The organism is Bradyrhizobium sp. LB11.1 (assembly GCF_040549385.1).
Classification (GTDB): Bacteria; Pseudomonadota; Alphaproteobacteria; order Rhizobiales; family Xanthobacteraceae; genus Bradyrhizobium.
Genome location: NZ_JBEPTH010000015.1, coordinates 75,548 through 97,883, shown reverse-complemented (window position 1 = coordinate 97,883; position 22,336 = coordinate 75,548). Strand labels below are relative to the sequence as shown.

At 61.8% G+C, this 22,336-nt stretch carries 24 protein-coding genes and 2 pseudogenes; 15 read left to right on the top strand and 11 right to left on the bottom strand.

Features of this window, described 5'->3' with window-relative positions:
- Nucleotides 1–452 precede the first annotated feature (452 nt).
- The 3 genes from ABIA96_RS30210 to ABIA96_RS30200 form a co-directional block, all read right to left on the bottom strand.
- Nucleotides 453–626, bottom strand: coding sequence for a hypothetical protein (locus ABIA96_RS30210; protein ID WP_354052067.1), 174 nt, complete (start codon nucleotides 624–626; stop codon nucleotides 453–455).
- On the bottom strand, nucleotides 623–1,012 hold the full coding sequence (locus ABIA96_RS30205; RefSeq protein WP_354140631.1) for a response regulator: 390 nt from the start codon (nucleotides 1,010–1,012) through the stop codon (nucleotides 623–625). The genes ABIA96_RS30210 and ABIA96_RS30205 overlap by 4 nt, the downstream gene beginning before the upstream one ends.
- Before the next feature lie 91 nt (nucleotides 1,013–1,103).
- The gene (locus tag ABIA96_RS30200; RefSeq protein ID WP_354052104.1) at nucleotides 1,104–1,733 is read right to left on the bottom strand and encodes a response regulator transcription factor; all 630 of its coding nucleotides are present in this window, start codon (nucleotides 1,731–1,733) and stop codon (nucleotides 1,104–1,106) included.
- Between the two features lie 1,189 nt (nucleotides 1,734–2,922).
- Here ABIA96_RS30200 and phbB point away from each other — a divergent pair.
- The 3 genes from phbB (at nucleotide 2,923) to ABIA96_RS30185 (ending at nucleotide 4,743) form a co-directional block, all read left to right on the top strand.
- On the top strand, nucleotides 2,923–3,648 hold the full coding sequence (gene phbB / locus ABIA96_RS30195; RefSeq protein ID WP_354069892.1) for an acetoacetyl-CoA reductase: 726 nt from the start codon (nucleotides 2,923–2,925) through the stop codon (nucleotides 3,646–3,648).
- A gap of 97 nt (nucleotides 3,649–3,745) precedes the next feature.
- Entirely contained in the window at nucleotides 3,746–4,096 is a 351-nt protein-coding gene (locus ABIA96_RS30190) for a hypothetical protein (protein ID WP_354052064.1), read from the top strand.
- A gap of 524 nt (nucleotides 4,097–4,620) precedes the next feature.
- A complete protein-coding gene (locus ABIA96_RS30185; protein WP_354052062.1) occupies nucleotides 4,621–4,743 on the top strand; it encodes a hypothetical protein in 123 nt (40 codons plus the stop codon).
- Between the two features lie 542 nt (nucleotides 4,744–5,285).
- Here ABIA96_RS30185 and hemN read toward each other — a convergent pair.
- Nucleotides 5,286–6,626: pseudogene (gene hemN / locus ABIA96_RS30180) on the bottom strand (oxygen-independent coproporphyrinogen III oxidase).
- A gap of 84 nt (nucleotides 6,627–6,710) precedes the next feature.
- Nucleotides 6,711–6,860 carry a hypothetical protein gene (locus ABIA96_RS30175; protein WP_502916571.1) on the bottom strand — a complete coding sequence of 50 codons (150 nt, stop codon included), beginning with the start codon at nucleotides 6,858–6,860 and terminating at the stop codon, nucleotides 6,711–6,713.
- A 210-nt stretch (nucleotides 6,861–7,070) separates the two neighbouring features.
- On the opposite strand from ABIA96_RS30175, the gene ABIA96_RS30170 reads away from it, so the two are divergent.
- From ABIA96_RS30170 to ABIA96_RS30160, 3 genes are read left to right on the top strand one after another with little or no spacing between them, the layout of a single operon-like run.
- On the top strand, nucleotides 7,071–8,207 hold the full coding sequence (locus tag ABIA96_RS30170) for an ABC transporter permease (protein WP_354052060.1): 1,137 nt from the start codon (nucleotides 7,071–7,073) through the stop codon (nucleotides 8,205–8,207).
- Nucleotides 8,208–8,209: 2 nt separating this feature from the next.
- Nucleotides 8,210–8,977 (top strand): ABC transporter ATP-binding protein, encoded by a 768-nt coding sequence (locus ABIA96_RS30165; RefSeq protein WP_354052059.1) that lies wholly within the window; start codon nucleotides 8,210–8,212, stop codon nucleotides 8,975–8,977.
- 3 nt (nucleotides 8,978–8,980) lie between these two features.
- Nucleotides 8,981–10,093, top strand: coding sequence for an ABC-type transport auxiliary lipoprotein family protein (locus ABIA96_RS30160; RefSeq protein WP_354052058.1), 1,113 nt, complete (start codon nucleotides 8,981–8,983; stop codon nucleotides 10,091–10,093).
- Between the two features lie 322 nt (nucleotides 10,094–10,415).
- Here ABIA96_RS30160 and ABIA96_RS30155 read toward each other — a convergent pair.
- Both ABIA96_RS30155 and ABIA96_RS30150 read right to left on the bottom strand, forming a co-directional pair.
- A pseudogene (locus ABIA96_RS30155) lies at nucleotides 10,416–10,523 on the bottom strand (carboxymuconolactone decarboxylase family protein); the annotation flags it as partial.
- An 81-nt stretch (nucleotides 10,524–10,604) separates the two neighbouring features.
- Nucleotides 10,605–10,817, bottom strand: coding sequence for a hypothetical protein (locus ABIA96_RS30150; RefSeq protein ID WP_354052056.1), 213 nt, complete (start codon nucleotides 10,815–10,817; stop codon nucleotides 10,605–10,607).
- Nucleotides 10,818–10,974: 157 nt separating this feature from the next.
- Between ABIA96_RS30150 and ABIA96_RS30145 the strand changes: the two genes are divergently transcribed.
- Nucleotides 10,975–11,229 (top strand): host attachment protein, encoded by a 255-nt coding sequence (locus ABIA96_RS30145; protein ID WP_354052055.1) that lies wholly within the window; start codon nucleotides 10,975–10,977, stop codon nucleotides 11,227–11,229.
- Nucleotides 11,230–11,538: 309 nt separating this feature from the next.
- Nucleotides 11,539–12,045, top strand: coding sequence for a hypothetical protein (locus ABIA96_RS30140; protein WP_354140630.1), 507 nt, complete (start codon nucleotides 11,539–11,541; stop codon nucleotides 12,043–12,045).
- 69 nt (nucleotides 12,046–12,114) lie between these two features.
- On the opposite strand, the gene ABIA96_RS30135 is transcribed toward ABIA96_RS30140, so the two are convergent.
- The 4 genes from ABIA96_RS30135 to fixL all read right to left on the bottom strand — a co-directional run bounded on the left by ABIA96_RS30135 (nucleotide 12,115) and on the right by fixL (nucleotide 15,519).
- Complete coding sequence (locus ABIA96_RS30135; RefSeq protein WP_354052051.1) at nucleotides 12,115–12,813, bottom strand: helix-turn-helix domain-containing protein; 699 nt, start codon at nucleotides 12,811–12,813, stop codon at nucleotides 12,115–12,117.
- Between the two features lie 103 nt (nucleotides 12,814–12,916).
- A complete protein-coding gene (locus tag ABIA96_RS30130) occupies nucleotides 12,917–13,336 on the bottom strand; it encodes a response regulator (protein WP_354052049.1) in 420 nt (139 codons plus the stop codon).
- Between the two features lie 44 nt (nucleotides 13,337–13,380).
- On the bottom strand, nucleotides 13,381–13,998 hold the full coding sequence (gene fixJ, locus ABIA96_RS30125; RefSeq protein WP_354052047.1) for a response regulator FixJ: 618 nt from the start codon (nucleotides 13,996–13,998) through the stop codon (nucleotides 13,381–13,383).
- Nucleotides 13,999–14,001: 3 nt separating this feature from the next.
- A complete protein-coding gene (fixL, locus tag ABIA96_RS30120) occupies nucleotides 14,002–15,519 on the bottom strand; it encodes a sensor protein FixL (protein ID WP_354052045.1) in 1,518 nt (505 codons plus the stop codon).
- Between the two features lie 207 nt (nucleotides 15,520–15,726).
- Between fixL and ABIA96_RS30115 the strand changes: the two genes are divergently transcribed.
- From ABIA96_RS30115 to ccoG, 7 genes are all read left to right on the top strand, one after another.
- Nucleotides 15,727–16,560 (top strand): universal stress protein, encoded by an 834-nt coding sequence (locus ABIA96_RS30115; protein ID WP_354052043.1) that lies wholly within the window; start codon nucleotides 15,727–15,729, stop codon nucleotides 16,558–16,560.
- A 36-nt stretch (nucleotides 16,561–16,596) separates the two neighbouring features.
- The gene (locus ABIA96_RS30110; RefSeq protein WP_354052041.1) at nucleotides 16,597–17,022 is read left to right on the top strand and encodes a CBS domain-containing protein; all 426 of its coding nucleotides are present in this window, start codon (nucleotides 16,597–16,599) and stop codon (nucleotides 17,020–17,022) included.
- Between the two features lie 285 nt (nucleotides 17,023–17,307).
- Complete coding sequence (ccoN, locus tag ABIA96_RS30105) at nucleotides 17,308–18,957, top strand: cytochrome-c oxidase, cbb3-type subunit I (protein ID WP_354052039.1); 1,650 nt, start codon at nucleotides 17,308–17,310, stop codon at nucleotides 18,955–18,957.
- A gap of 10 nt (nucleotides 18,958–18,967) precedes the next feature.
- Nucleotides 18,968–19,702 carry a cytochrome-c oxidase, cbb3-type subunit II gene (gene ccoO, locus ABIA96_RS30100; RefSeq protein WP_354052038.1) on the top strand — a complete coding sequence of 245 codons (735 nt, stop codon included), beginning with the start codon at nucleotides 18,968–18,970 and terminating at the stop codon, nucleotides 19,700–19,702.
- A gap of 13 nt (nucleotides 19,703–19,715) precedes the next feature.
- Nucleotides 19,716–19,880, top strand: a complete 165-nt coding sequence (locus tag ABIA96_RS30095) for a cbb3-type cytochrome oxidase subunit 3 (protein ID WP_354052036.1) — start codon at nucleotides 19,716–19,718, stop codon at nucleotides 19,878–19,880.
- A 6-nt stretch (nucleotides 19,881–19,886) separates the two neighbouring features.
- A complete protein-coding gene (gene ccoP, locus ABIA96_RS30090; protein WP_354052034.1) occupies nucleotides 19,887–20,762 on the top strand; it encodes a cytochrome-c oxidase, cbb3-type subunit III in 876 nt (291 codons plus the stop codon).
- A gap of 101 nt (nucleotides 20,763–20,863) precedes the next feature.
- Complete coding sequence (gene ccoG, locus ABIA96_RS30085; RefSeq protein ID WP_354140629.1) at nucleotides 20,864–22,330, top strand: cytochrome c oxidase accessory protein CcoG; 1,467 nt, start codon at nucleotides 20,864–20,866, stop codon at nucleotides 22,328–22,330.
- The last annotated feature ends 6 nt before the right edge of the window (nucleotides 22,331–22,336 follow it).

The window sequence follows — 22,336 nt, the reverse complement described above, 5'->3', positions numbered from 1 at the left end:
GGCTTGAGATCGCTTCGACCAGTGGCATTTGTGTTGCCCTTGCAACGGATGCGTAGGTTTCGGGTGCTTCGGCCCGCCGAAGGGTTGCTGGGAGCGAACGCAAGTTGGCGAGTTTGGCGTACACCACTCGATCCTTCGAAAGCCCAACATCCAAAATGCGGTGTCTTTGCGGTTTCCGTGAATTCCGAAGCGATCGTCTCGACAGACTGCGGGATTTTGGCCGCGATCGTTGCGTCCTTCTCCCACAAACTCCGGTGCCCGACCTATCTGGAGCGGCCGCACAAGTTTCAGGTGAATTCTTTGTTCTAACGAGGTCCTGCCGGCAAGCCGCTGCCGTGGCACTTTCGCGCTAAGCTCAGCAAGGATCTTAGCAGTGAAGGTAGGGCGCTCCTTCATTAAAGCGATGAGGGCCTCGCCTCGTCTGATTGCGCGATCATACCAAAGGCGCTTTGTCAGGAGCCCGACGTTGCAAGTGCTTTAACCAGATGCAACAACAACGACAGGAATGCGGCAAGAAAGGCGATGGTCGCCACTGGCACGCGGTAAGCACGGGCAATCGCGCATTGATCGACATCGTAAGCGCCGCGCGGCTGCGGCTTGGTCCAGACTGCTTCCCCATCTTTCACGCGTTCGTTCCACCCCGATGCTCGCGAAGCGATGCATCGAGGCAGGAGCTCAGCTCCAGGTAGGGAAAGGGTTTGACAAAAAAACCGGTTACGCCCGCGCTCAACGCGCGGGCTCGCGTGCGATCATCTGCGAAGGCAGTCATCAAGATGAATGGTGCAGCATGGCCCTGGGCTCGCATCTGTTCCAAAAGTTCAAAGCCGCTCATCATGGGCATCTGCACGTCTGCAATGACACAGGACGTGTCGTTCAATTGAGACGACCGCAAGAATTCCTCAGCCGATGCAAACGTATGAACGATGTGGCCCTGCGATTTCAAAAGGTTGTTCAGTGCGGCACGAATCGAAGGATCGTCGTCAACAACGGAAACAGCTGAATACCTAGACAAGACGACCTGTTCTTAGTTGGGCGAAGGCGCTGGCCGAAGCATGACGGCCAGCAGAAGGGTGCGCGTGTACGACGAAATTGTAAAATCATACTTAGGTTTGTACCCTGAAACGGTCGGTCCCAATTCCCAGCCTCTCAGCCATCCTGATCAAATCGGCTAGCGATCGAGCTCCCATCTTCTTCATCACGTGGCCGCGATAGATTTTGATTGTAATCTCGGCGAGCCCGAGTTCCGCGGCTACCTGTTTGTTCAATAGGCCGGCGGCGACCAGTTTCAACACATCCTGCTCTCGTGGACTTAGTGCCTCAAACAAGGACTGCAGCCTGCTGACCACCTTGTCTACACCTCGTCTCTTCCGATCCTGTTCGATGGCTGCGACTACGCCATCGAGTAGTTCCTGATCGCGAAACGGCTTGCTGAGAAAATCGATTGCTCCACTCTTCATGGCTTTGACGGTCATCGGAATATCGCCATGAGCGGTGATGAAAATGATGGGAATGTGAATCTTCAGTTTGGCTAACTCATTCTGGAACTCAAGGCCGCTCAATCCCGGCAGCCTGATGTCAAGCACAAGGCAGCTAGGAACATCAGGGAGCTCGCTCTGGAGCATTTCCCGGGCGGATCCGTAAGCAACGACATCTAGACCGATCGAACGAAATAGGTTGACCAGCGATTCGCGCATTGAGAGGTCATCGTCGACAACGAAGACGCTCGGCCTCACCTCAGGCCCGACGACATTTGGGGCTTCCTTCCGGGGTTCAGAGCGCTTGGTCACGATAAGAGCCTCACTTGTACGATTTACAGTAGACTTACTGCCTCACTACGACCTTTGATTGATCGCATAGGCTTTCGAGGACTTTTGCGCAGTGCAAATCTTTGAAATGTTCCAGGTATGTGACTGGTCAGCCATTCGCGCCAGCGTGACGCATTACAGGAAAGTCTAGCAAAAACCGCCCGACCGGTCGAGACTGCCTTTCGCATCTGTCCGCCGTCGCGTTGGATCGGCCACGCGGCATCGATCAAATCGATCAGCAGCCGATCGAGAAGCACCGAATCCAGAACTTGAGGCGCTCGCTTTAGCGGCGGCGCGTGTCGCCTGGCCTTCACGAGTGAGGCTGCAGCGGACGGCTGAAGGATCAGAATGCCCGTCGCTTTGGTAGTTGAATGCGGGGGGCGAGCTGAGCGAATTGGCGCGATTGTGCCTGTGCATGCGCCGATCTCGCCGGCGTTGAGATCGGCAAGCGGCGTAGACTATCGCACCCGTACTAAGGAAAATAGACATTAGAACGAGTAGCAGCGGCATCAGCCCACGAACTCTTCTTTTTGCGTCGTCAGAGCGCCTGTGAGTTGCTCTTTGCGAGGTTGGGGAAAGCACCTTGCACCGACTTCGCACAACCTGACGCAAGGGTGCGATTCAAGTCCTTTCCGTCATGTTTGTAGGAAAGATGCTCGAATTCGAGCTGCTGGGGGGGCGCTTACGTGCGTTCGTGTCGTTGCTTCCTTCACGACGCTCGCACCCCAACATGAGGCGGCGTAATCTGAAGGAGAGGCGGGAACCGGTTCGCCAAAAGGCAGTTGGTGTTGCATGGTGGCGTGACACGCCTCCGCCGGGGGGCTGCGGCGCATCACGCCACCAGCGGGATGCGAAGTGCAGCGCTAGCCGTCCCAGGCTTCCCGACCGTCTTTGCGCCCCCATTGCCCGCGCGCATCGTCCCAGCGGTGCACTGCGTTGATGTGCCTCAATTGGGCTATCGTGCGCCGCGATTAGCCACGTGAAGGCGGCAACCTCCTCCGACCAGATTTCAGTTGAACGATCGCGACGAGAGCAATTCGCCCGCCATTGCGCTGGATCAATGGCTCTATCGAACTCTCGTGCAGCCTGAGCGTGACGAATAACCGAGGTAGAGATGATGGCACGGATAGCGTTGGTAACGGGAGGAACGCGCGGCATTGGCGCAGCGATCAGCAAGGCCTTGAAGGTTGCTGGCTACAGGGTTGCCGCAAGCTACGCCGGCAACGACACGGCGGCGGAGAAATTCAAGGCCGAGACAGACATTCCCGTCTACAAATGGGACGTCAGCTCGTTCGATGCCTGTGTCGCTGGTGTCAAGAAGGTCGAAGCCGACCTCGGTCCGATCGACGTGCTGATCAATAATGCCGGCATCACCAAGGACGGTGCGTTTCACAAGATGACGATCGATCAGTGGAATGCGGTCATCAACACCAACCTCGGCTCGCTGTTCAACATGACCCGACAGGTGATCGAGGGCATGCGCGCCCGCAAATTCGGCCGGGTCGTCAACATCTCATCGATCAACGGCCAAAAGGGACAGTTCGGCCAGGTCAATTATTCGGCGGCAAAGGCCGGCGATATCGGCTTCACCAAGGCCCTGGCGTTGGAGAACGCCAAGGGCGGCATCACCGTGAATGCGATCTGTCCCGGTTATATCAATACCGAAATGGTGCAGGCGGTGCCCAAGGACGTGCTGGAGAGAAACATCCTGCCGTTGATCCCCGTCAGCCGCCTCGGCGAGCCCGAGGAAATCGCCCGCGCGGTGGTATTCCTCGTTGCCGAGGAAGCCGGCTTCATCACGGGATCCACGATTTCAATCAATGGAGGGCAATTTATGACGTGATTGCCCGCGGGATCATCGGAGCTCCACTTGATACAGCTCAATGTGTGGTTGGGCGCTAGAACGTAGAAATCAGGTGCATCCAAGACCAAAGGTCAACATGTCCAGGCCAGAATTTTCCGAAGCGGCTACTGCGAACCCGAAGCAGGCAACGACGGAGGCCGAAGCGCAAATGGCGAGGGCGAAAGAGCGTGCCGCGAGCTTCCTGTTTGGTGCCCAGAAATTGATGCTCGAGGAGTGTGTTATCCTCGGCAATGAATTCCTCGATCGAACGCAAACCGAAATGCACCTCTTTGCGGAATTTGCCTCGAAATTGGCCGGCGCGCATTCCGTCAGGGACTTGAGAACGATGGCCGCTATAGTGATGACCGTTCTTTTCCGTCCGTGCTTTGGGCCATGGCGGGCGCAGCAAGCGCGGCGGCGGCTACGATGGGAATCAGCGTTCTGGTGATCATGTCCATTCTCCCTGTGAATGTGGCACATCGGAGCAGAGAACCGCAGAGGTAGTATTGACACAGCGCAACGAGTGATCGCAGCCGGGCCGCGAGCGCATCGTTTGCCGGATCGACGTGCATCAAGCGGCCGGAGCGCTCATCCAAGAGTTGGATCCTCAGATCAGGAGCTTGCCAGCGCTTTCACCTTTGCCGCCGCGCTACTCGTCACGACGCTCCGGCACGCCGACTGGGCGCAATCGGCCGCGGAACACGAAGGGCACCACCCGACCAGAAGCAGGAGCAGGCCAAGCCAAAGGCAGACCAGCGGGCACCCTGGCGGCGCGGCTGATGGACCCGGCAAACGCCCGGCCGTCCGCGGAGCCGGCCAGCTGCGTCCGGGTGCTCGCGCCCGCCGCTGGTCTACATCGGCAGCCAGCTGACCTGGAGGTCGTGGCGGATCGGGTCTCGACCGATGCGGTGCAGATCAAGGTCGGAGCGCCCGTCCGGATCGACGGCTGGGGCGGTCAGCCATCAGGGACTGGTGCGAGTAGATCCCGCCGGATTCCTGAAGGTCTCGGCGCTGGGGATCGAGGAGCAGCGGGTGCGAGTGACCATCGACTTCGTGGACCCGTCCGAGACGCTGGACCTGCTTGGCCACGACTAGTGGGTGGTCGTCCACGTCACCATCTGGAGCGCCGCCGACGCGTTGTACGTCCGGATAAGCGCCTTATTCCGGGAAGGGCGACCAGTGGGCCGTTTATGCCCACGACAGCGGGCGCGCCAAAACCGTCCGGTTCAGATCGGCCACCGCAACAATCGGACGGCCGAGGTTCTCTCCGGGCTCGCTGCGGGCCGCAGGGCGGTACTGCACCGAACTGACGGGATCGGCGACGGGAGAACGATCCATCGTGGGCAACATCAAGCGCCTGCCGGCGGCTCCGCCTGCAATATACCGGCACGCAGTAGCATCATGAGAGCCCATGATGGCTTCGCTGGTACTTGGTCGTGACGATGAGCATTCGTGAAGATCTGCAAGCGCTGCGATTGCTGCGGGCGTTCTCGAAGATCCGAGATCCGCACGCGCGCCGGCGGATGGTGGACTGCGGAGGCGCAAGTCCCTCCGGAGAAGCCGTCCGAGACCGATCGAGATCCCGACACCCCTTGAGCTGGCGCAGATCGCGAGCACTCTGGATCCAGTGGACTTGTTCAAACCGCTCGGCTGTGCGTGGCAGTCGATCGCGCCAGGTGGGCATCGAACGCGGAATCGACGCTCCGTACCAGGAATTCGGCGCCGCCGCGGACCGTGATCCGGTCGGTCCTTCATCGTCACGGCGCCGTCCGCGATCAGGCTGAGCAGCCGAGCGCGGTCTATGACGGCCGTCTTGGGGTCCTGGTTGTGCGACCGCGCGATCCGTGAAAGGTCCACCGCCATGTCGCACATCACCCGCTCGATGAGATCCGCACGGAAGCGGTCGTCGCCGGTGAAAGCATAGCCCTTGACGCTGGCGAGTCGGTCTTCGGCGATGCGCGTGAGGTAATCGCGTGTCGGTACGGCATTCTGCACGAGTCCATCAGGCATCCGTCCGATGGCGCTCGCACCCAAGCCGATGAGCGTTTCGGCGGTGTCATCCGTGTAACCCTGGAAGTTCCGGCGCAGCCGACCGTCGCGCTTGGCCGCTGCGAGATTATCATGAGGCAAGGCGAAGTGGTCGAAGCCGATCCGGACGTAGCCCGCATCCATCAGCGCTTGTGCGATGGTCTCCGACTGCAGATGTCGCTCGACACTGTCCGGTAGGGCGTTCTCGTTGATCTTCCGTTGATGCTTCTTGAAGGAGGGGATGTGCGCATACCCGAACACGGAGAACCGGTCGGGGCGGAGTTCGATGCACTTGGCCACCGTATCGAGGCAGGAATCCACCGTCTGCAGCGGCAGACCGTAGAGAAGGTCGAAGTTGAGCTTGCTGACGCCGGCCCGCCGCAGAAGCTCGACGCACCTGGCCGTCTGCTCGAAGCTCTGCAGGCGGTTGATCGCGCGCTGGACCTCGGGATCGAAGCTCTGCACCCCAAGGCTTGCCCGGTTGACGCCGCTGAAGCCGAGCGCCTCCGCCATCGGCTCCGTCAGCGTGCGCGGGTCGATCTCCACGGCGACCTCGGCGTCGGGGAGTAACGCAGCGTCCCGACCAGGTCGGCGAACGTTTCCGGCGTCATGATGGTGGGGGTGCCACCGCCGAAGTGGATATGCGAGATCGGAAGGCGGTGCCCGATGGCCTCGGCGACGAGATGCGCTTCCGTACGTAGTCCGGAGGTGTAGACCGCGATAGGGTCATCCTTCTTCGTCACCGATGTATGGCAACCGCAGTACCAGCACATTGAGCGGCAGAACGGTACATGCAGGTAGATCGAGGCCGGTTGCCGTTGCGAAAGCGATCCGAGCCAGGTCCGGTAGTCGGCCTCGCCGATCGCCGGTGAGAAATGCGGCGCGGTGGGGTAGCTGGTGTAGCGGGGAAGCCTATCCTGTCCGTACGATTGCGCCAGATCCGATCGCATCTTCTGTCTCCTTCTGATCCCGATCGTCTACCGGAGCCGTGAGCGAAAGACGTTGCTCTGGCGCAAGCAGTCGATAGCGAGAGTTCAGCTCCTGCGGAGGAGCCTTGAGACGCTGGTGGCGATGCCTGCGACGGCGGGCTGCGACGGCTCGATCACAAGTCGGAAGCCCAGATTGCTGGGCGGAACGCCTTGGGCGCAGCCGCCGGTCTTGGGATCGCGGATGAAGTCGGTCATGTAGGTCCGGTGGGCATCCTGACGCTGTCGAGCATCGATTTGATCTCTCCATTGAATGGAGTGAACCTAAGGTCCGCCCGCGCGTCCGCGCTTGATTTGCGTCAAGCAGGCAGCGTCGTCTCGGTCTTGAGGCAGGTCAAACCCGCCGCCACACGCTGGCCTAGAACTGACAGCTGAATGCGGACCCGGTTGTCCCGATGAGGTGGAAGCGTGAACTCCGAACCGCTGTTGCTGGCAACGCCATCCGGCGATGTGCTGAAATTGCGCCCGGAAGGGCCCTGGACCGCAGCGAATGTGACTACGCTTGAAACGCTCTCGCGTTCGGTCGGCGCCGATGTCGATCGATCCAGGGCAGTGACGTTGGACATGTCGGGCGTCGGCGCGCTCGACACGCTCGGCGCCTGGGTCCTGGAGAAGCTATCGCGCAGGGCGGCATCGTCAGGCAGATCGGCCCGATTCGTCGGTGTCGCCGACAATTTCAGCGGCCTGATGGACGAGGTGCGTCAGGTCAACCGCCATAAGCCGCCGCCGACGCCTGCACCCAACCCGATTTTGCTCAGGCTGAGCGATCTCGGCAAGTCCACGGTCGGGGCGCGCGAAGACATCACGATCTTTCTTCAAATGCTGGGCGCGTTGTTCATCGCCGTGATCGGCGTGCTGCGCCGGCCGCGCTCGCTGCGACTGACATCGCTGATCTACCAGCTCTATCGCATCGGCTGGCAGGCCATCCCCATCGTCGTGCTGATCACCTTCCTGATCGGCGCCATCATCGCCCAGCAGGGATTGTTCCATTTCCGGAGGTTCGGCGCGGAGTCCTACACCGTCGACATGGTCGGCATCCTGGTGCTGCGCGAGTTCGGCGTGCTAATCGTCGCCATCATGGTCGCTGGCCGTTCGGGAAGCGCCTATACCGCCGAGCTTGGCTCCATGAAGATGCGGGAGGAGATTGATGCGCTCTCGACCATGGGGCTCGATCCGGTCGACGTCCTGATCCTGCCGCGCGTCGCGGCCCTGGTCATCGCACTGCCGATCCTTGCTTTCATCGGCTCGATTGCCGCGCTCTACGGTAGCGGCCTGGTCGCTCAGTTCTATGGTGACATGGGGCCGGCGATCTACATCGCGCGGCTGCACGAGGCCGTCTCCGTCACCCATTTCGAGGTGGGCATCCTGAAGGCGCCGTTTATGGCGCTGGTGATCGGGATCGTCGCCTGCAGCGAAGGATTGCGGGTCACGGGCAGCGCAGAGTCGCTGGGACGGCAGACCACGACGTCGGTGGTGAAATCGATCTTTCTGGTGATCGTGCTCGACGGCCTGTTCGCGATCTTCTTTGCCTCGATCGGAATGTGACAATGGGCGAATCGCAAGAAGAGTTGGCGATCCGCGTCCGCGACCTCGTGGTCGGTTTCGGCCGCCAGACCGTGCTCGACCATCTGTCGCTCGATGTTCGCAAGGGCGAGATCCTCGGGCTGGTGGGGGCCTCTGGTGGCGGCAAGTCGGTTCTGATGCGAACCATCATTGGCCTCATCCCGCGCCGAAGCGGCACCATCGAAGTCATGGGCCAGCCGATCGGCGGCCGCACGAAACGCGCGGCCACGACATGGGGCATCCTGTTCCAGCAGGGGGCATTGTTCTCGTCGCTCACGGTCCGACAGAACGTCCAGTTTCCGTTGCGCGAAAATCTCGTGCTGTCGAAAGAGCTGATGGACGAGATCGCGATCGCCAAGCTGGAGATGGTCGGACTGCGGGCGCAGGATGCGGACAAATATCCGGCCGAGCTGTCCGGCGGCATGACCAAGCGCGTGGCGCTGGCCCGCGCGCTCGCGCTCGATCCGCCGATCCTGTTCCTGGATGAGCCGACCTCCGGGCTCGATCCGATCGCCGCCGGCGATTTCGACGAGTTGATCGGGACGCTGCAAAAGACGCTGGGGTTGACCGTGTTCATGGTCACTCATGACCTTGCGAGTCTGACTACGGTCTGCGACCGCGTCGCCGCGCTCGCCGACGGCAAGATCGTGGCGATCGGCCCGATGCGCGAACTGCTGCAATCCGAGCATCCCTGGGTGCGTGCCTATTTCCACGGCAAGCGCTCGCAGATGCTTCAACACGAGATGAGATGAGACATGGAAACCCGCGCTCCCTACGTGCTGATCGGCAGTTTCGTGCTGGCCGCGATCCTCGCCGTGTTCGGCTTCGTCTATTGGCTGAACAACACTGGCGGCATCGGGCCCCGCGCGAGCTATCACGTGCAATTCCACGGTCCGGTGCCCGGGCTTCTGGTCGGCGCCGGGGTTCTGTTCAACGGCATCCGCGTTGGTGAGGTCACCCAGCTCGGGCTTGCATCGGACAATCCGCGCTTCGTTAATGCGACGATATCGGTCGCTTCGACCACACCAGTGCGCGCCGATACCGAGGTCGGCCTCGATTTCCAAGGGCTGACTGGTGTGCCTGTAGTGACGTTGGAGGGCGGCATGATCGTCGGCGAATCCAGTGAGACCTTGACCTTGACGGCCGAAGCCGGCGCAGGCCAGAGCATGACGCAGGCGGCGCGCGATGCGTTGCGGCGCGTCGATTCGGTGCTGCAGGACAATTCCGGTCCGCTGAAAGATACTATCGCCAATTTCAAGACCTTCTCCGACGGCCTCGCGCGCAATACCGGCAAGCTCGACGGTATTCTGGCGGGCCTCGAAAAGATGACCGGTGGCGGCGCGCCGGCACAAAAGATCACCTATGATTTGCATGCGCCACAAAACCTCGGACCGGCCGGCAAGACATTCTCGGCGTCACTGGCCATTCCTGAGCCGACCGCGGTCGCGATGCTCCAGACCCAGCGCATGCTGTTTGCATCAGGCGGCGATAATCCGGGCTTTGCGGACTTCCTGTGGGCCGACAGCATTCCCAAGCTGGTGCAGGCGCGGCTGATCGACAGTTTTGAAAACTACGACATGGCCCATGCCCCGCTGCGTACGGCTGATTTGGGGCAGGCGGATAACCAGCTACTCATTGATATCAGGCGCTTTCGCATTGCAACGGGAGGTGAACCGCGCGTAGAGATCGAATTCTCGGTGAGGATCGTCGATAAGGACAGCAAGGTAATCACTTCAAGGCTGCTGGAAACGAGCGAGAAACTCGACAGGATTGAACCGACAGCCGCGGTTGCGGCTTTCGATGCCGCGTTTGCCCGGATCGCAGAGGAAATGATCAATTGGACAGCCGAGGCGCCGATGCGAAGATAGCTCGGCTTCATTCATTTTGCGTCGATGTCCCGAAGGCAACGTCGTCCAGGCGTATGCATGTCATCAACCACCACAATAGCTGAAGAGCGCGGGGACGGCCGATGCCGCAACGGTCGTCCATGCTCTGCTGCGTACGACCTTGGGCCAAGCCATGCATCAACTGCTGATTGAGATGCAATCTTCTACGGAAGGTGATCCGCGCGTCGACCGTTGCTCCGTCAGGATACCGACGGGAATGCAACGCAATCGCCTTAAGGCCGAGGAGAAACGATCTAATCTTCGACAAAATTAGGTGCCGGCCCGCGTGGGATCTTCGACGCCTGCTTTCCGCGGCATACATCAGCGAGGGCCCGCCGCCCATGTAGATGGCCACGCCATGCGTCTCCTCGACTTCCTGACGCGTCGCGCCGGGCTTGACCAGCGCCTCGGATGCGACGGTCACGACCGCAAGCCGGTGACCGGGGGGTAAAGCCCGAGAGGCGTGCCGCTCTGTTTGCCCATCAGATCGGGTTCAGGACGGAAAGTCGGCCGACTTCACCTCAACGCGGTCCGCATGCAGCGTCCAGTCGCCCACCGCCCGCAACGCGCAGAACTGCTGCTTGGCCAATCGCAAAGCCTCGGCTTCGTCATGTGCGTCGACGTCTGTCGTGTGTTGGCATGCCTCAAAAAGTTGACCTCTGTCGCCAACGATGTTCTTGAGGAAACGAACGATAAATCGGGACATGTCTCCGTCTCGCTTACTTGCCCAGGCCGCTCAATATCCTGTCGCACTGTGGGTGCTCGGACCTTGATTGGGATCAAGCATCTTCCGGGGTGAACGCCAAAGCCGCAAACTATCAGCAACGAGGGCGTGTAATGATCAAAAGCCGCATTTTGTAGTTGTGTTCGGCGACCGCAGGAAAGGTCGCTGTTCCTTTGAAGAGCGGCCTTTCGTGAGCGACGTGGCGGCGGCCGCGGAGCGCGTAGTCCGCAGCGAACGATCGATCGCGCTGATCGTCGTCGCGCCGCCGCGGACGCTGGCTGCACTTTGCTCGGAGCTTCATCCCGGCGTCAAGCGGCGGATCGTGGCGGAGCTGACCGGGGATCTCACGAGGCATCCGGTCGGCGATATCGCAAAGCACCGCATGGAAGCGTAGAGCCGAGCGCGAGGGAAATCCGCTCTCGATCTCGCGCGATGTCTCGGCAGGGAAGAACTGGCTCGCTTGATATGTGTCAAGCCCGGCGCTGGCTGATGCAGGGGTACAGTGCCCTCCTGCCTCAATGCACGGAGGAAGGACATGCATGTTTTCGTCAGCGTCATGGTCTAGCTTGAACCGAAACAGCAGGAAGAAGGGCAGATTGCGATCGCGGAAGGCCTCACGAGCAGCTTTGGGACGTTCATCCTCGCCGCCTCGGCGATCGCCGTAGAGCCCACATTCGCGGTCGAGGGCGTTATCATCGAGCAGATGGCGTCGGAGGACCTCGAACGCTTTCGGGCAGCGCTGCAGCCAAAGAGGCGTGGTTCAGGCAGATTGTCCGTTCGCCGGCCGAGATGGTGGAGTGGCGCTCGGCAATCGAGTTTCCGACGGAGTCTGGTCGAGCAGGCCAGGGCTGCCGATCTCGTCGTCCTCAAGCGCCAGCAGCTCGACGACGCTCATCCCCACAACGTCGATCCTGTCGGCGCGATTCGAATGGAGCGTCCCGCGCTTCTGGTGCCGGACGGCGTGACACGCCGGACAGTCGATCGCATCCTCGTGGGCTGGAAGGACACAAGGGAAGCGCACCTGGCGGCTCGGGAGGCGCTGCCTTTCCTGACCCGAGCATCGCAGGTCCCGATCGTCGAGGTCTGCACGGCGAACGAACAGGATGGGGCGTGTGGCAGGGTCGGGGATGTCGCCGATTTTCTCAGGAAACGCGGTGCGCGCTGCGAGCACGAAGTTCGCGTGCATACGGCGGAAGCCGATGCCGGCTAGGCGTCGCGACAAAAGAAACGGCCGGCTGAACGAATTCAGCCGGCCAAACAGGTGGCGAGAAACAAGAAATCAGGCGTCGAGATTGTGCAGGCGCGCCCGGTTGCGCAGGACGATCTGGCGGGCGCCGGAGAAGCCCAAGATGCCCTGGGCGTGAAGCTGCGACAACGCGCGCGACACGGTCTCCAACGTGAGGCCGAGATAGTCGCCGATGTCGCGGCGGCACATCGGCAGTGCCATCATGCCGGCAACCGCGAGGCGGCGGTCCATTTCAAGCAGGAAGGTCGCAACACGCTCGATCGCGGTCTTGCGGCCCAGCAGCAGCATGTGGTCTTCGGCGTGGCGAAGTTCGCCTGCGGTGATCGCCCAAAGCTTGCGGGCGACCTGCACGTCGGTGCCGGCGGCCTTTTCGAGGCTCGCACGCTTCACGAGGCGGAGGGTGGTGTTGATGATGGCTTCGGCGGCGAGGCGGTGGGTGGGCACCGATTCGAGGCCGAACGCGTCGCCGGGAAGATGAAAGGCGCCGATCTGGCGGCGACCGTCCGAGAGGAGCTTATAGCTGCGGACAGCGCCAGTGACGACCTGATAGACGTATTCGGCCGGCTCGTCCTCCCCGTAGATCTCTTCGTCCTTGCAGTAGGAAAACTCGGTGGCGAGAAGGCCGACGTGGCCGGTGATCGCGCCAAACTGGTCGGTGAGGGAATGGGCAGGAGCAATCTGGCCGCCGATCCGGGTGTTCATCGTCTTGGTGTTGAGTATCTGGGTCAGCATCTGCGTCATCTCCGTTGTGATGACGCATTGCTACGCGGGGTTGCGCAGCCTGAAAATTTCGAGCGATATCTTAGGGAGGTGCCCTTACGTAGAATCCCGTAAGTCAGTTTTCGTGCCGTTCCTGGATAGCGCGGCGGATGCGCTTGACCAGGTTTTCATCTAGAAGCGGCTTCAAAATCACGTCTTTCACGCCCGCCGCTGCCGCCCGGGCCGAGATATTGCGGTCGGGATCGCCGGTCATCAGGATCATCGGGGCGGCGCCGTCGGTTTGGCGCAAGCGGTCGGCGAGCTCGATGCCGTTGATATCGGGCATCTTATAATCGATCACGTAGCAATCCGCGCCGGGCAGGCTCGTCGCGTTAAGCAGCGCGGTGGCGTTCCGGAAGGTCCGCACGGCAAAGCCATCGGCTTCCAGCAGGAAGCGCAGCGATCCCAGCACGGCCTCATCGTCGTCGACTACGTAGACGATAGGCTGTGCGGATGATGCCATTGGCCGCCGTTGGTGCGAGACGATCTCGATCATTCCGATCGCGTAGCACGGACGGGGGGGAGCCGTTTTGACCTGCCTCAATCCTTTAGCATGCCGGCACGCATCGCCAGCCGGACCAGTTCCGACAGGCTGCCCGCCTGCATCTTGGTCATGACATTGGCGCGGTACACCTCGATGGTGCGCGGGCTGATGTCGTAGTCGCGGGCGATCAGCTTGTTGGAGAGGCCCGCGACCAGGCCTTCCATGACCTGCCGCTCCCTGGGGCTCAGGGAAGCGACGCGAGCAGCGATGTCCTGGGCGATGGCGTCGCTCTTGGCCGCCGGCACGGCCTGACGGATCGCGGTCTCGATCATGGCGGTGAGACGGTCGTCTTCGAACGGCTTTTCGAGGAAGTCGACGGCGCCGAGCTTCATTGCCTCGACCGCGAGCGGCACGTCCCCATGGCCGGTCATGATCAGGATCGGGAAGGGCGAGTACTGTGCCTTCATCCGTTTCAACAGCTCGATGCCGTCGAGGCCCGGCATCCTGATGTCGGAGACGACGCAGCCGAAGGCGAGGCGGGGCAGGGCGTCGACGAAGCTTTGCGCGTTGTCGAACAGCGTGACGCCAAAACCTGCGGAATCCAGCAGGAAGTTGAGCGAGTCCCGCATCGCCTCGTCGTCATCGATAACGTAGACATGTCCCTTGGTCGTCATTGCTCAGGTCTCATCGGCTGCCGGTAAAGTGAAGCGGAATGTCGCGCCGCCCGATGCGTTGCTCTCGGCCACCATGCGGCCGCCGTGAGCTTCGATGATCGAGCGGCTGATCGACAGTCCCACGCCCATGCCGCTCTCCTTGGTGGTGAAGAAGGTCTGAAACAGGTTTGGAATGACGTCTTCCCGGAAGCCGGAGCCGGTGTCCGACACCTCGACCTCGATCATGTCGTCGGTGACGCGCCTGTTGGTGACGATCAGCTCGCGCCGCGGCGACTGCGCCATCGCTTCCAGCGCGTTGCGGTACAGATTGACCAGAACCTGCTGGATCTGCACCCGGTCGGCGAGGACGAGGTCGGCGCCGGGATCGAGATTGAAGCGGAGCTGCACGTTCTGCTCGCGCGCGCCGGCAAGGCCGAGCGCGCCTGCCTCCTCGATCAGCTTCCACAGGCTCTCGACCCGCTTCTCGGATTCGCCGCGGGAGACGAAGTCGCGCAGGCGCCGGATGATCTGGCCGGCGCGCAGCGCCTGTTCCGAGGCGCGGTCCAACGCGGTTTCGATCTTCGCAGTGTTGGGATCGGTGCTGCCGGCGAGCAGCCGCCGCGATCCCTTCATGTAGTTGCTGATCGCCGCCAGCGGCTGGTTGATCTCGTGGGCGAGCGCGGAGGCCATCTCGCCCATCGCGGTCAGTCGCGAGACATGGACGAGCTCCGACTGCAACTCCTGCAGCCTCGCCTGCGTCTTCTGGTGCTCGGTGAGGTCGCGAACGAAGCCGGTGAAATAGGGCTCGCCGCCGGACTGCATCTCGCCGATCGACAGATGCATCGGGAACGTGGTGCCGTCACGGCGCTTGCCGGTCACGATGCGGCCGATGCCGATGATGTGCGGATCCTTCGTCGAGCGATAGCGCGCAATGTAGCCGTCGTGGCGGGTGCGATCCGGCTCCGGCATCAGCATGCTGACGTTCTGGCCGATCGCCTCCTGCTCGGACCAGCCGAACAGGCGTTCGGCCGCCGTGCTGAACAGCTGCATGATGCCGCCTCTGTCGATGACGATCATGGCGTCGGGGATGGTATGAAGGATGGAACGGAGGTGGGTCTCGCGCGTACGCAGGGTTTCCTCGACCTGCTTCTCCGCGTCGACGTCGAGAAAGATGCCGCTGAGATGGCGCGCGACACCGGCATCGTCCCTGATCAGGCCGGCACGGGCCCTGATCCATTTGCCCCGGTCGGACGTCCCGGCAATTCTGAAGGAGACGTCGAAACCGCCGCCGCGTTCGGAGACCTGTTTGATCGCGGTCTCGACGCGCGCGCGGTCGTCGGGTTCGAGACGCGACAGGAATAGATCGTAGGTCGCAGGTCTGCCGCGCTCGATACCGAGCAGCATCCGCGCGGTTTCCGACCATTCCAGCTCGCGCGTCGTGAGGTCGAGATCCCAGGTGCCGACGCCGAATCCTTCGATCCGGACCCGGAAATGCTCGCCGCGATGATCGTGTGGCGGATGCGTTACGCGGGTCGGCGACACGTGGTTGCTCCCTATTCTGCTGTCCGGGGGCGAACCGCCGCGAGCTGCCGGCAATTTCGCCCAAGGAAGCCCCGGTGGCAAGTTCCGATGTCTGATTCCGTTGGCGGATTTCCCGCGGCACGGCGAGGGCGATTTGATCTAGCTCATCCTGCCGGATCGCCGCGGGGCTACAATTTTCGTCAAAGCACAGTCCAGCGGAGACGCCCGATGACATACGCGACCGTGATGGTGAGCCTCGCGCTGAATCAGCCCAACAATGCGCGCCTTCAGGTTGCGGGCGAGCTCGCCGAACGATACGAGGCCGCACTCGTCGGGGTCGCCGCAGTGAAGTTCGCGCCGCCGATTTATTTCACCGATGGCGCTGCGGCCCAACGCCTGATCGATCAGGAGGAGGTCTCGGTCAAGAGGTGTCTTGCCGATCTGGAGGCCGAATTCCACGCTGCCACCAGGACCCGCGCCGGGCGCGCGGAATGGCGCAGCTCCGCAGATTTTCCCGCGCGATTCGTCCTGGCGCAGGCGCGCTGCGCCGACATCGTGGTCAGTGGCGGACAGAGCCCGGCCTTCTCCGATGCGTTTTCGCTGGTAAGCCCGAAGGATCTGGTGATGCAGGCCGGCCGACCCCTTCTGGCCGTGGCTGACCGGATCACCTGGCTCGATCTGCGCAATGTTCTCGTAGCCTGGAAGGACACGCCCGAGGCGCGCCGCGCCGTGGCCGATGCGCTGCCGATGCTCCGAAAGGCGAGGGACGTCACCATCGTAGAAATTCCGGAGGACGATGACGACCGTTCGGCCGTGGTGGGGCGGGTCAGCGACGTTGCCGCCTGGCTCGCCCGCCACGGCGTCACCGCGACAGCGCGGGTCTCGGGAGCGGGTGGAGCAGAAACTGCCGCCCAACGATTGGAGAAGGTTGCCGACGACATCGCGGCCGGGCTGATCGTCGCCGGCGCCTACGGCCATTCGCGTTTCCGCGAGCTGATCCTCGGCGGCGTCACGCAATATCTAGTCACGCAAACCGCCCGATGTGTGCTGCTGTCGCACTGACGCTTCGAACTCAAGACGAATCGATGAGGACGCGCCGTGTACAAATTCCTTGAGCAGACCGTCGGCGGCTACATGACGCGTAACGTCAAAACGGTGAAGCGCGACCATGACCTGCTCGCGCTCAGCGAGATGTTCGAGCAGGACGATTTCAACTCCTATCCTGTCGAGGATGACGGTCAGGTGGTCGGCATCGTCACCAAGTTCGACATCCTGAAGTGCTTTGCCTTCACGCCGAGCCAGATGCTGCCGCGCTATCACGACCTGATGAGCCGCAAGGTCGGCGACGTCATGACACCCGAGTTCATTTATGTCAGTCCCGACACGCGCTTGACTCGCGTGCTCCAGATCATGGTCGAGCACCGCATCCGGAGCATCATCGTGCTCGACAGCACTCAAAAGCTGGTCGGAATCGTCGCGCGCGAGGACGTCATCACGGCGCTGAAGGCGACCGCGAGCGCGTGAGTGTCTCAAGCTAAGCGGTAGGGTTGCAGCCTCCGTCATTGCGAGCGAAGCGAAGCAATCCAGACTGCCGCCACGGCGAAATCCTGGTTTGCCTCGTCGCAAGAGCTCCTCGCAATGACGGCGCGGGGGCAGCAGGAGCACTTCATCTGGCTGCGCCCTAAATGGACGGGGCCGTTACCAAAATACCGCTCATACGAAGAACCAAAGACCAATCTTGATCTCAATCAATTCTCGGCGAGGGTGAATGTGGTTTCTGGCGGCGTGTTCTTTCAGAGAGAATCCGCGATGCCCCAGCCCTCCATCTCCAAGTCCATGACGTCAGGTGAAAGCGGCCTGGCGGCGTTGTTCGCGGTCACTGCCTTCCTGTGCCTGATCGCCTCGGCCAAGGCGCTCGACGCGCCGTTCGCCTTTCACGCCGGACTGAGTGCGGCGGCGAGTCTGGCCGCGGTGTTCTTCATCATCAACCGCTATTACGATCGTCCGGCGGCGCTGCCGCCTGCGGAGATCAATGGTCGTCCCAACTGCAACATGGGCCCGATCAAGTTCTCCGCCGTCATGGCGATGGTCTGGGGCATCGCGGGCTTCCTGGTCGGGCTCATCATCGCCTCGCAGCTGGCCTGGCCCGCGCTGAACTTCGACCTGCCGTGGATTCAATTCGGCCGATTGCGGCCGCTGCACACCTCCGCCGTGATCTTCGCCTTCGGCGGCAACGTCCTGATCGCGACATCGTTCTACGTCGTGCAGAAGTCCTGCCGCGCGCGGCTCGTCGGCGATCTCGCGCCCTGGTTCGTCGTGCTCGGCTACAATTATTTCATCCTCATCGCCGGCACGGGCTATCTGCTCGGCGTCACGCAGTCCAAGGAATATGCCGAGCCGGAATGGTATGCCGACCTCTGGCTCACCATCGTCTGGGTCACCTATCTGCTGGTCTTCCTCGGCACCATCCTGAAGCGCAAGGAACCGCACATCTTCGTGGCGAACTGGTTCTATCTTGCCTTCATCGTGACGATCGCGGTTCTGCATCTCGGCAACAACCCCGCGCTGCCGGTGTCGTTCTTCGGCTCCAAATCCTATATCGCCTGGGGCGGCATCCAGGATGCGATGTTCCAGTGGTGGTATGGCCACAACGCGGTCGGCTTCTTCCTGACCGCGGGCTTCCTCGCCATCATGTACTACTTCATTCCGAAGCGCGCGGAGCGGCCGATCTATTCCTATCGGCTCTCGATCATCCACTTTTGGGCGCTGATCTTCCTCTACATCTGGGCAGGTCCGCACCATCTGCACTACACGGCATTGCCGGATTGGACGCAGACGCTCGGCATGACCTTCTCGATCATGCTGTGGATGCCTTCGTGGGGCGGCATGATCAACGGCCTGATGACGCTGTCGGGCGCCTGGGACAAGCTGCGCACCGATCCCGTGCTGCGCATGCTCGTCGTCTCCGTCGCCTTCTACGGCATGTCGACCTTCGAGGGACCGATGATGTCGATCAAGGTGGTCAATTCACTCAGCCACTACACCGACTGGACCATCGGCCACGTGCATTCCGGTGCGCTCGGCTGGGTCGGTTTCGTCTCCTTCGGCGCGCTGTACTGCCTGGTGCCGTGGGTCTGGAATCGCAAGGGCCTCTACAGCCTGAAGCTCGTCAACTGGCATTTCTGGATCGCCACTCTCGGCATCGTTCTCTACATCTCGGCGATGTGGGTGTCCGGCATCCTCCAGGGCCTGATGTGGCGCGCCTACACCTCGCTCGGCTTTCTTGAATATTCCTTCATCGAGACCGTCGAGGCGATGCATCCCTTCTACGTCATCCGTGCCGCCGGCGGCGCGCTGTTCCTGATCGGCGCGCTGATCATGGCCTACAATCTCTGGATGACGGTTCGCACAGGCGAACAGGAAGTCCAGATGCCCGTCGCTCTTCAGGCGGCGGAATGAGGAGCTTCCCATGTCGTTCTGGACACGTCACCAAGTCTTCGAAAAGAACTCGATCATCCTGGTCGTCGGCATTTTGCTGGTGATCGCGATCGGCGGTCTCGTCGAGATCACGCCGCTGTTCTACCTCAAAAGCACGATCGAGGTGGTCGATGGCATCAGGCCGTATACGCCGCTGGAGCTCGCGGGCCGCAACGTCTACGTCCGCGAAGGCTGCTATCTCTGCCATTCCCAGATGATCCGTCCCTTGCGCGACGAGGTCGAACGCTACGGTCATTTCTCGCTCGCGGCCGAGAGCATGTTCGACCATCCGTTCCAATGGGGCTCGAAGCGCACCGGTCCTGACCTTGCTCGTGTCGGAGCAAAGTATTCCGACGACTGGCACGTCACTCATCTGAGCAATCCGCGCGCGATCGTTCCGCAATCGGTCATGCCGGGCTATCCTTTCCTCAGCTCGACAGAAGTCGATCCTGGGACGATAGGCGACCATATGCGCACCCTGCGGACGGTCGGCGTTCCCTATACAGACGACCAGATCGCCAGCGCGGCCGCCGATATGAAGGCCCAGGCCGATCCGGATAATGCCGGCACCGACGCCTTCACCAAACGCTACGCCAAGGCGGTCGTGCGCAATTTTGACGGCAAGGCCGGCACGCCGACCGAGATGGATGCCCTGATCGCATATCTCCAGATGCTCGGCACGCTGGTCGACTTCAAGATCTACAACGAGAAAGCCAATCTTCGCTGAGAAGGCACCACCGATGAAAGCCATTCTGACACTCGACAATCTCGCCTCGGGTCTCGTGACCACGATCTGGACGCCGGTCTTCGTCGCGATCTTTCTCGCGATCATCGCCTACGCACTTTGGCCCCGCAACAAGGCTGAGTTCGACAAAGCGGCACAGCTGCCGCTGCGGGAGGAGTAAGACATCATGACCGAACATCATGGCGAATTCGATTCCGTTTCCGGCAGATCCACGACAGGGCATGAATGGGACGGCATCAAGGAGCTCAACACGCCGCTGCCGCGCTGGTGGGTGATCACCTTCTATCTCACCATCGTCTGGGCGATCGGCTACTGGATCGTCTATCCGGCCTGGCCGCTGATCTCCAGCAATACCACAGGGCTGTTCGGCTACTCGACGCGCGCCGACGTCGCGGTCGAGCTCGCCAATCTCGAGAAGATCAGGGGCGACAAGATGGCGGCGTTGGGCGCGGCCTCGCTCGCCGACATCGAGAAGGATCCGGCCTTGCTGGCGCTCGCGCGCGCCAAGGGCAAGACCGTGTTCGGCGACAATTGCGCGCCGTGCCACGGCTCCGGCGGCGCCGGCGCCACGGGTTATCCGAACCTGAACGACGACGACTGGCTGTGGGGCGGCACGCTCGACCAGATCATGCAGACCATCCAGTTTGGTGCCCGCTCCGGTCATGCCAAGACCCATGAAGGCCAGATGCTCGCCTTCGGCAAGGACGGCGTGCTGAAGAGCGACGAGATCGTTTCGGTCGCCAATTACGTCAGGTCGCTGTCGGGCCTCTCAACCGGAAAGGGCTATGACGCCGCCAGGGGCGAGAAGATCTTTGCGGACAATTGCGTCGCCTGCCATGGCGATGGCGGCAAGGGCAACCCGGAGCTCGGTGCTCCCAATTTGACCGACAAGATCTGGCTCTACGGCTCTGACGAGGCGACCCTGATCGAGACCATTAGCCAGGGCCGCGCCAGCGTCATGCCGGCCTGGGAAGGACGGCTTGATCCTTCCACCATCAAGGCGATGGCGGTCTACGTCCACTCCCTGGGCGGCGGAAAATAGTTGAGGGGCGGGAGCGAACAGAAACGCCTCCGCTTGAGCTGGATCAACTGACGCGGCGTGGTCGGGGCTAGGTTGAATCGCACCTTGAGAAGTCCCAGGCGATGAACAAGACCGTGAACCCGAACGAGCTCACATCGGACGACGATAACGGACCGCTCTATGTGGCCCAGAAGAAGGTGTATCCCCAGAGCATCTCCGGGACCTTCCGCCGGATCAAATGGGGCCTCATGGCATTCTGCCTTGGGGTCTATTACTTCCTGCCCTTCGTGCGCTGGAACCGCGGCGTCGGCGCGCCCAGCCAGGCGGTGCTGGTCGATCTTCCCAACAGCCGCTTCTACTTCTTCTTCATCGAGCTGTGGCCGCAGGAGGTCTATTACTTCACGGGCCTGCTGATCGTCGCCGCGGTGGCGCTGTTTCTGATGAACTCGGTCGGTGGGCGCATCTGGTGCGGCTATCTTTGCCCGCAGACGGTCTGGACCGACCTATTCTACGCCGTCGAGCGCTTCGTCGAAGGCGACCGCCGCGAGCGGATGCGCAAGGACAAGGCGGGCGGTGCGCTGACGCTCAAGCGCGCCTCCGAGATCGCCCTCAAGCATGCGATCTGGCTGATGATCGCCTGGTGGACGGGCGGCGCCTGGGTGCTCTATTTCAACGATGCGCCGACGCTGGTGAAGCAGCTTCTCACGTTGCAGGCGCCAATGATCGCTTATATCTGGATCGGCATCCTGACGGCGACGACGTATGTGCTCGCCGGCTTCATGCGCGAGCAGGTCTGCACGTATATGTGCCCGTGGCCCCGCATCCAGGCCGCGCTCACCGGTGAGTGGGCGCTCAACGTCACCTACCGCTACGATCGCGGCGAGAAGCGCACCTCGGTGAAGAAGGCCGCGGAGCTGCGCGCACTCGGCGCGCATGTCGGCGACTGCGTCGACTGCTATCAATGCGTCGCGGTCTGCCCGACCGGCATTGACATCCGCAACGGGCCGCAGCTCGAATGCATCCAGTGCGGGCTCTGCATCGACGCCTGCGACAACGTCATGACCAAGATCGGCCGGCCGAAGCGGCTGATCGGCTATGACAACGACATCAACATCCAGCGCCGCCTGGACGGAAAGGCGCCGATCTATCGCATCGTCCGCGCTCGCACCATCGCCTACAGTGCGATCATCGCGGCCGTCGGCGGCATCATGCTCTACGTGCTGGCGACCCGCACTCTGCTCGACCTCAACGTGCTGCACGACCGCAACCCGGTCGCGGTCAAGCTCAGCGACGGTTCGATTCGAAACGCCTATACGGTACGTCTTCTGAACAAGAGCGGATATGATCGCGTCGTCGCGATCGATGCGGACGGCCCGGCTAATCTGACCATACATGTCGTCGGTGCCGATTCCGTGACGCCGGACCGCCCGATGATCGTGATCCCGCGCGACTCCACCAGCGAGCTGCGGCTGCTCGTCACCGCGCCAGCTGACAGCAATCCGGAGAAATCGATCCCCGTGCGCTTCCACGTCACCGATATCGGGCTCGGCGAGGTTGCCACCACCACCGACAATTTCGTCTCGCCGTAACACCAG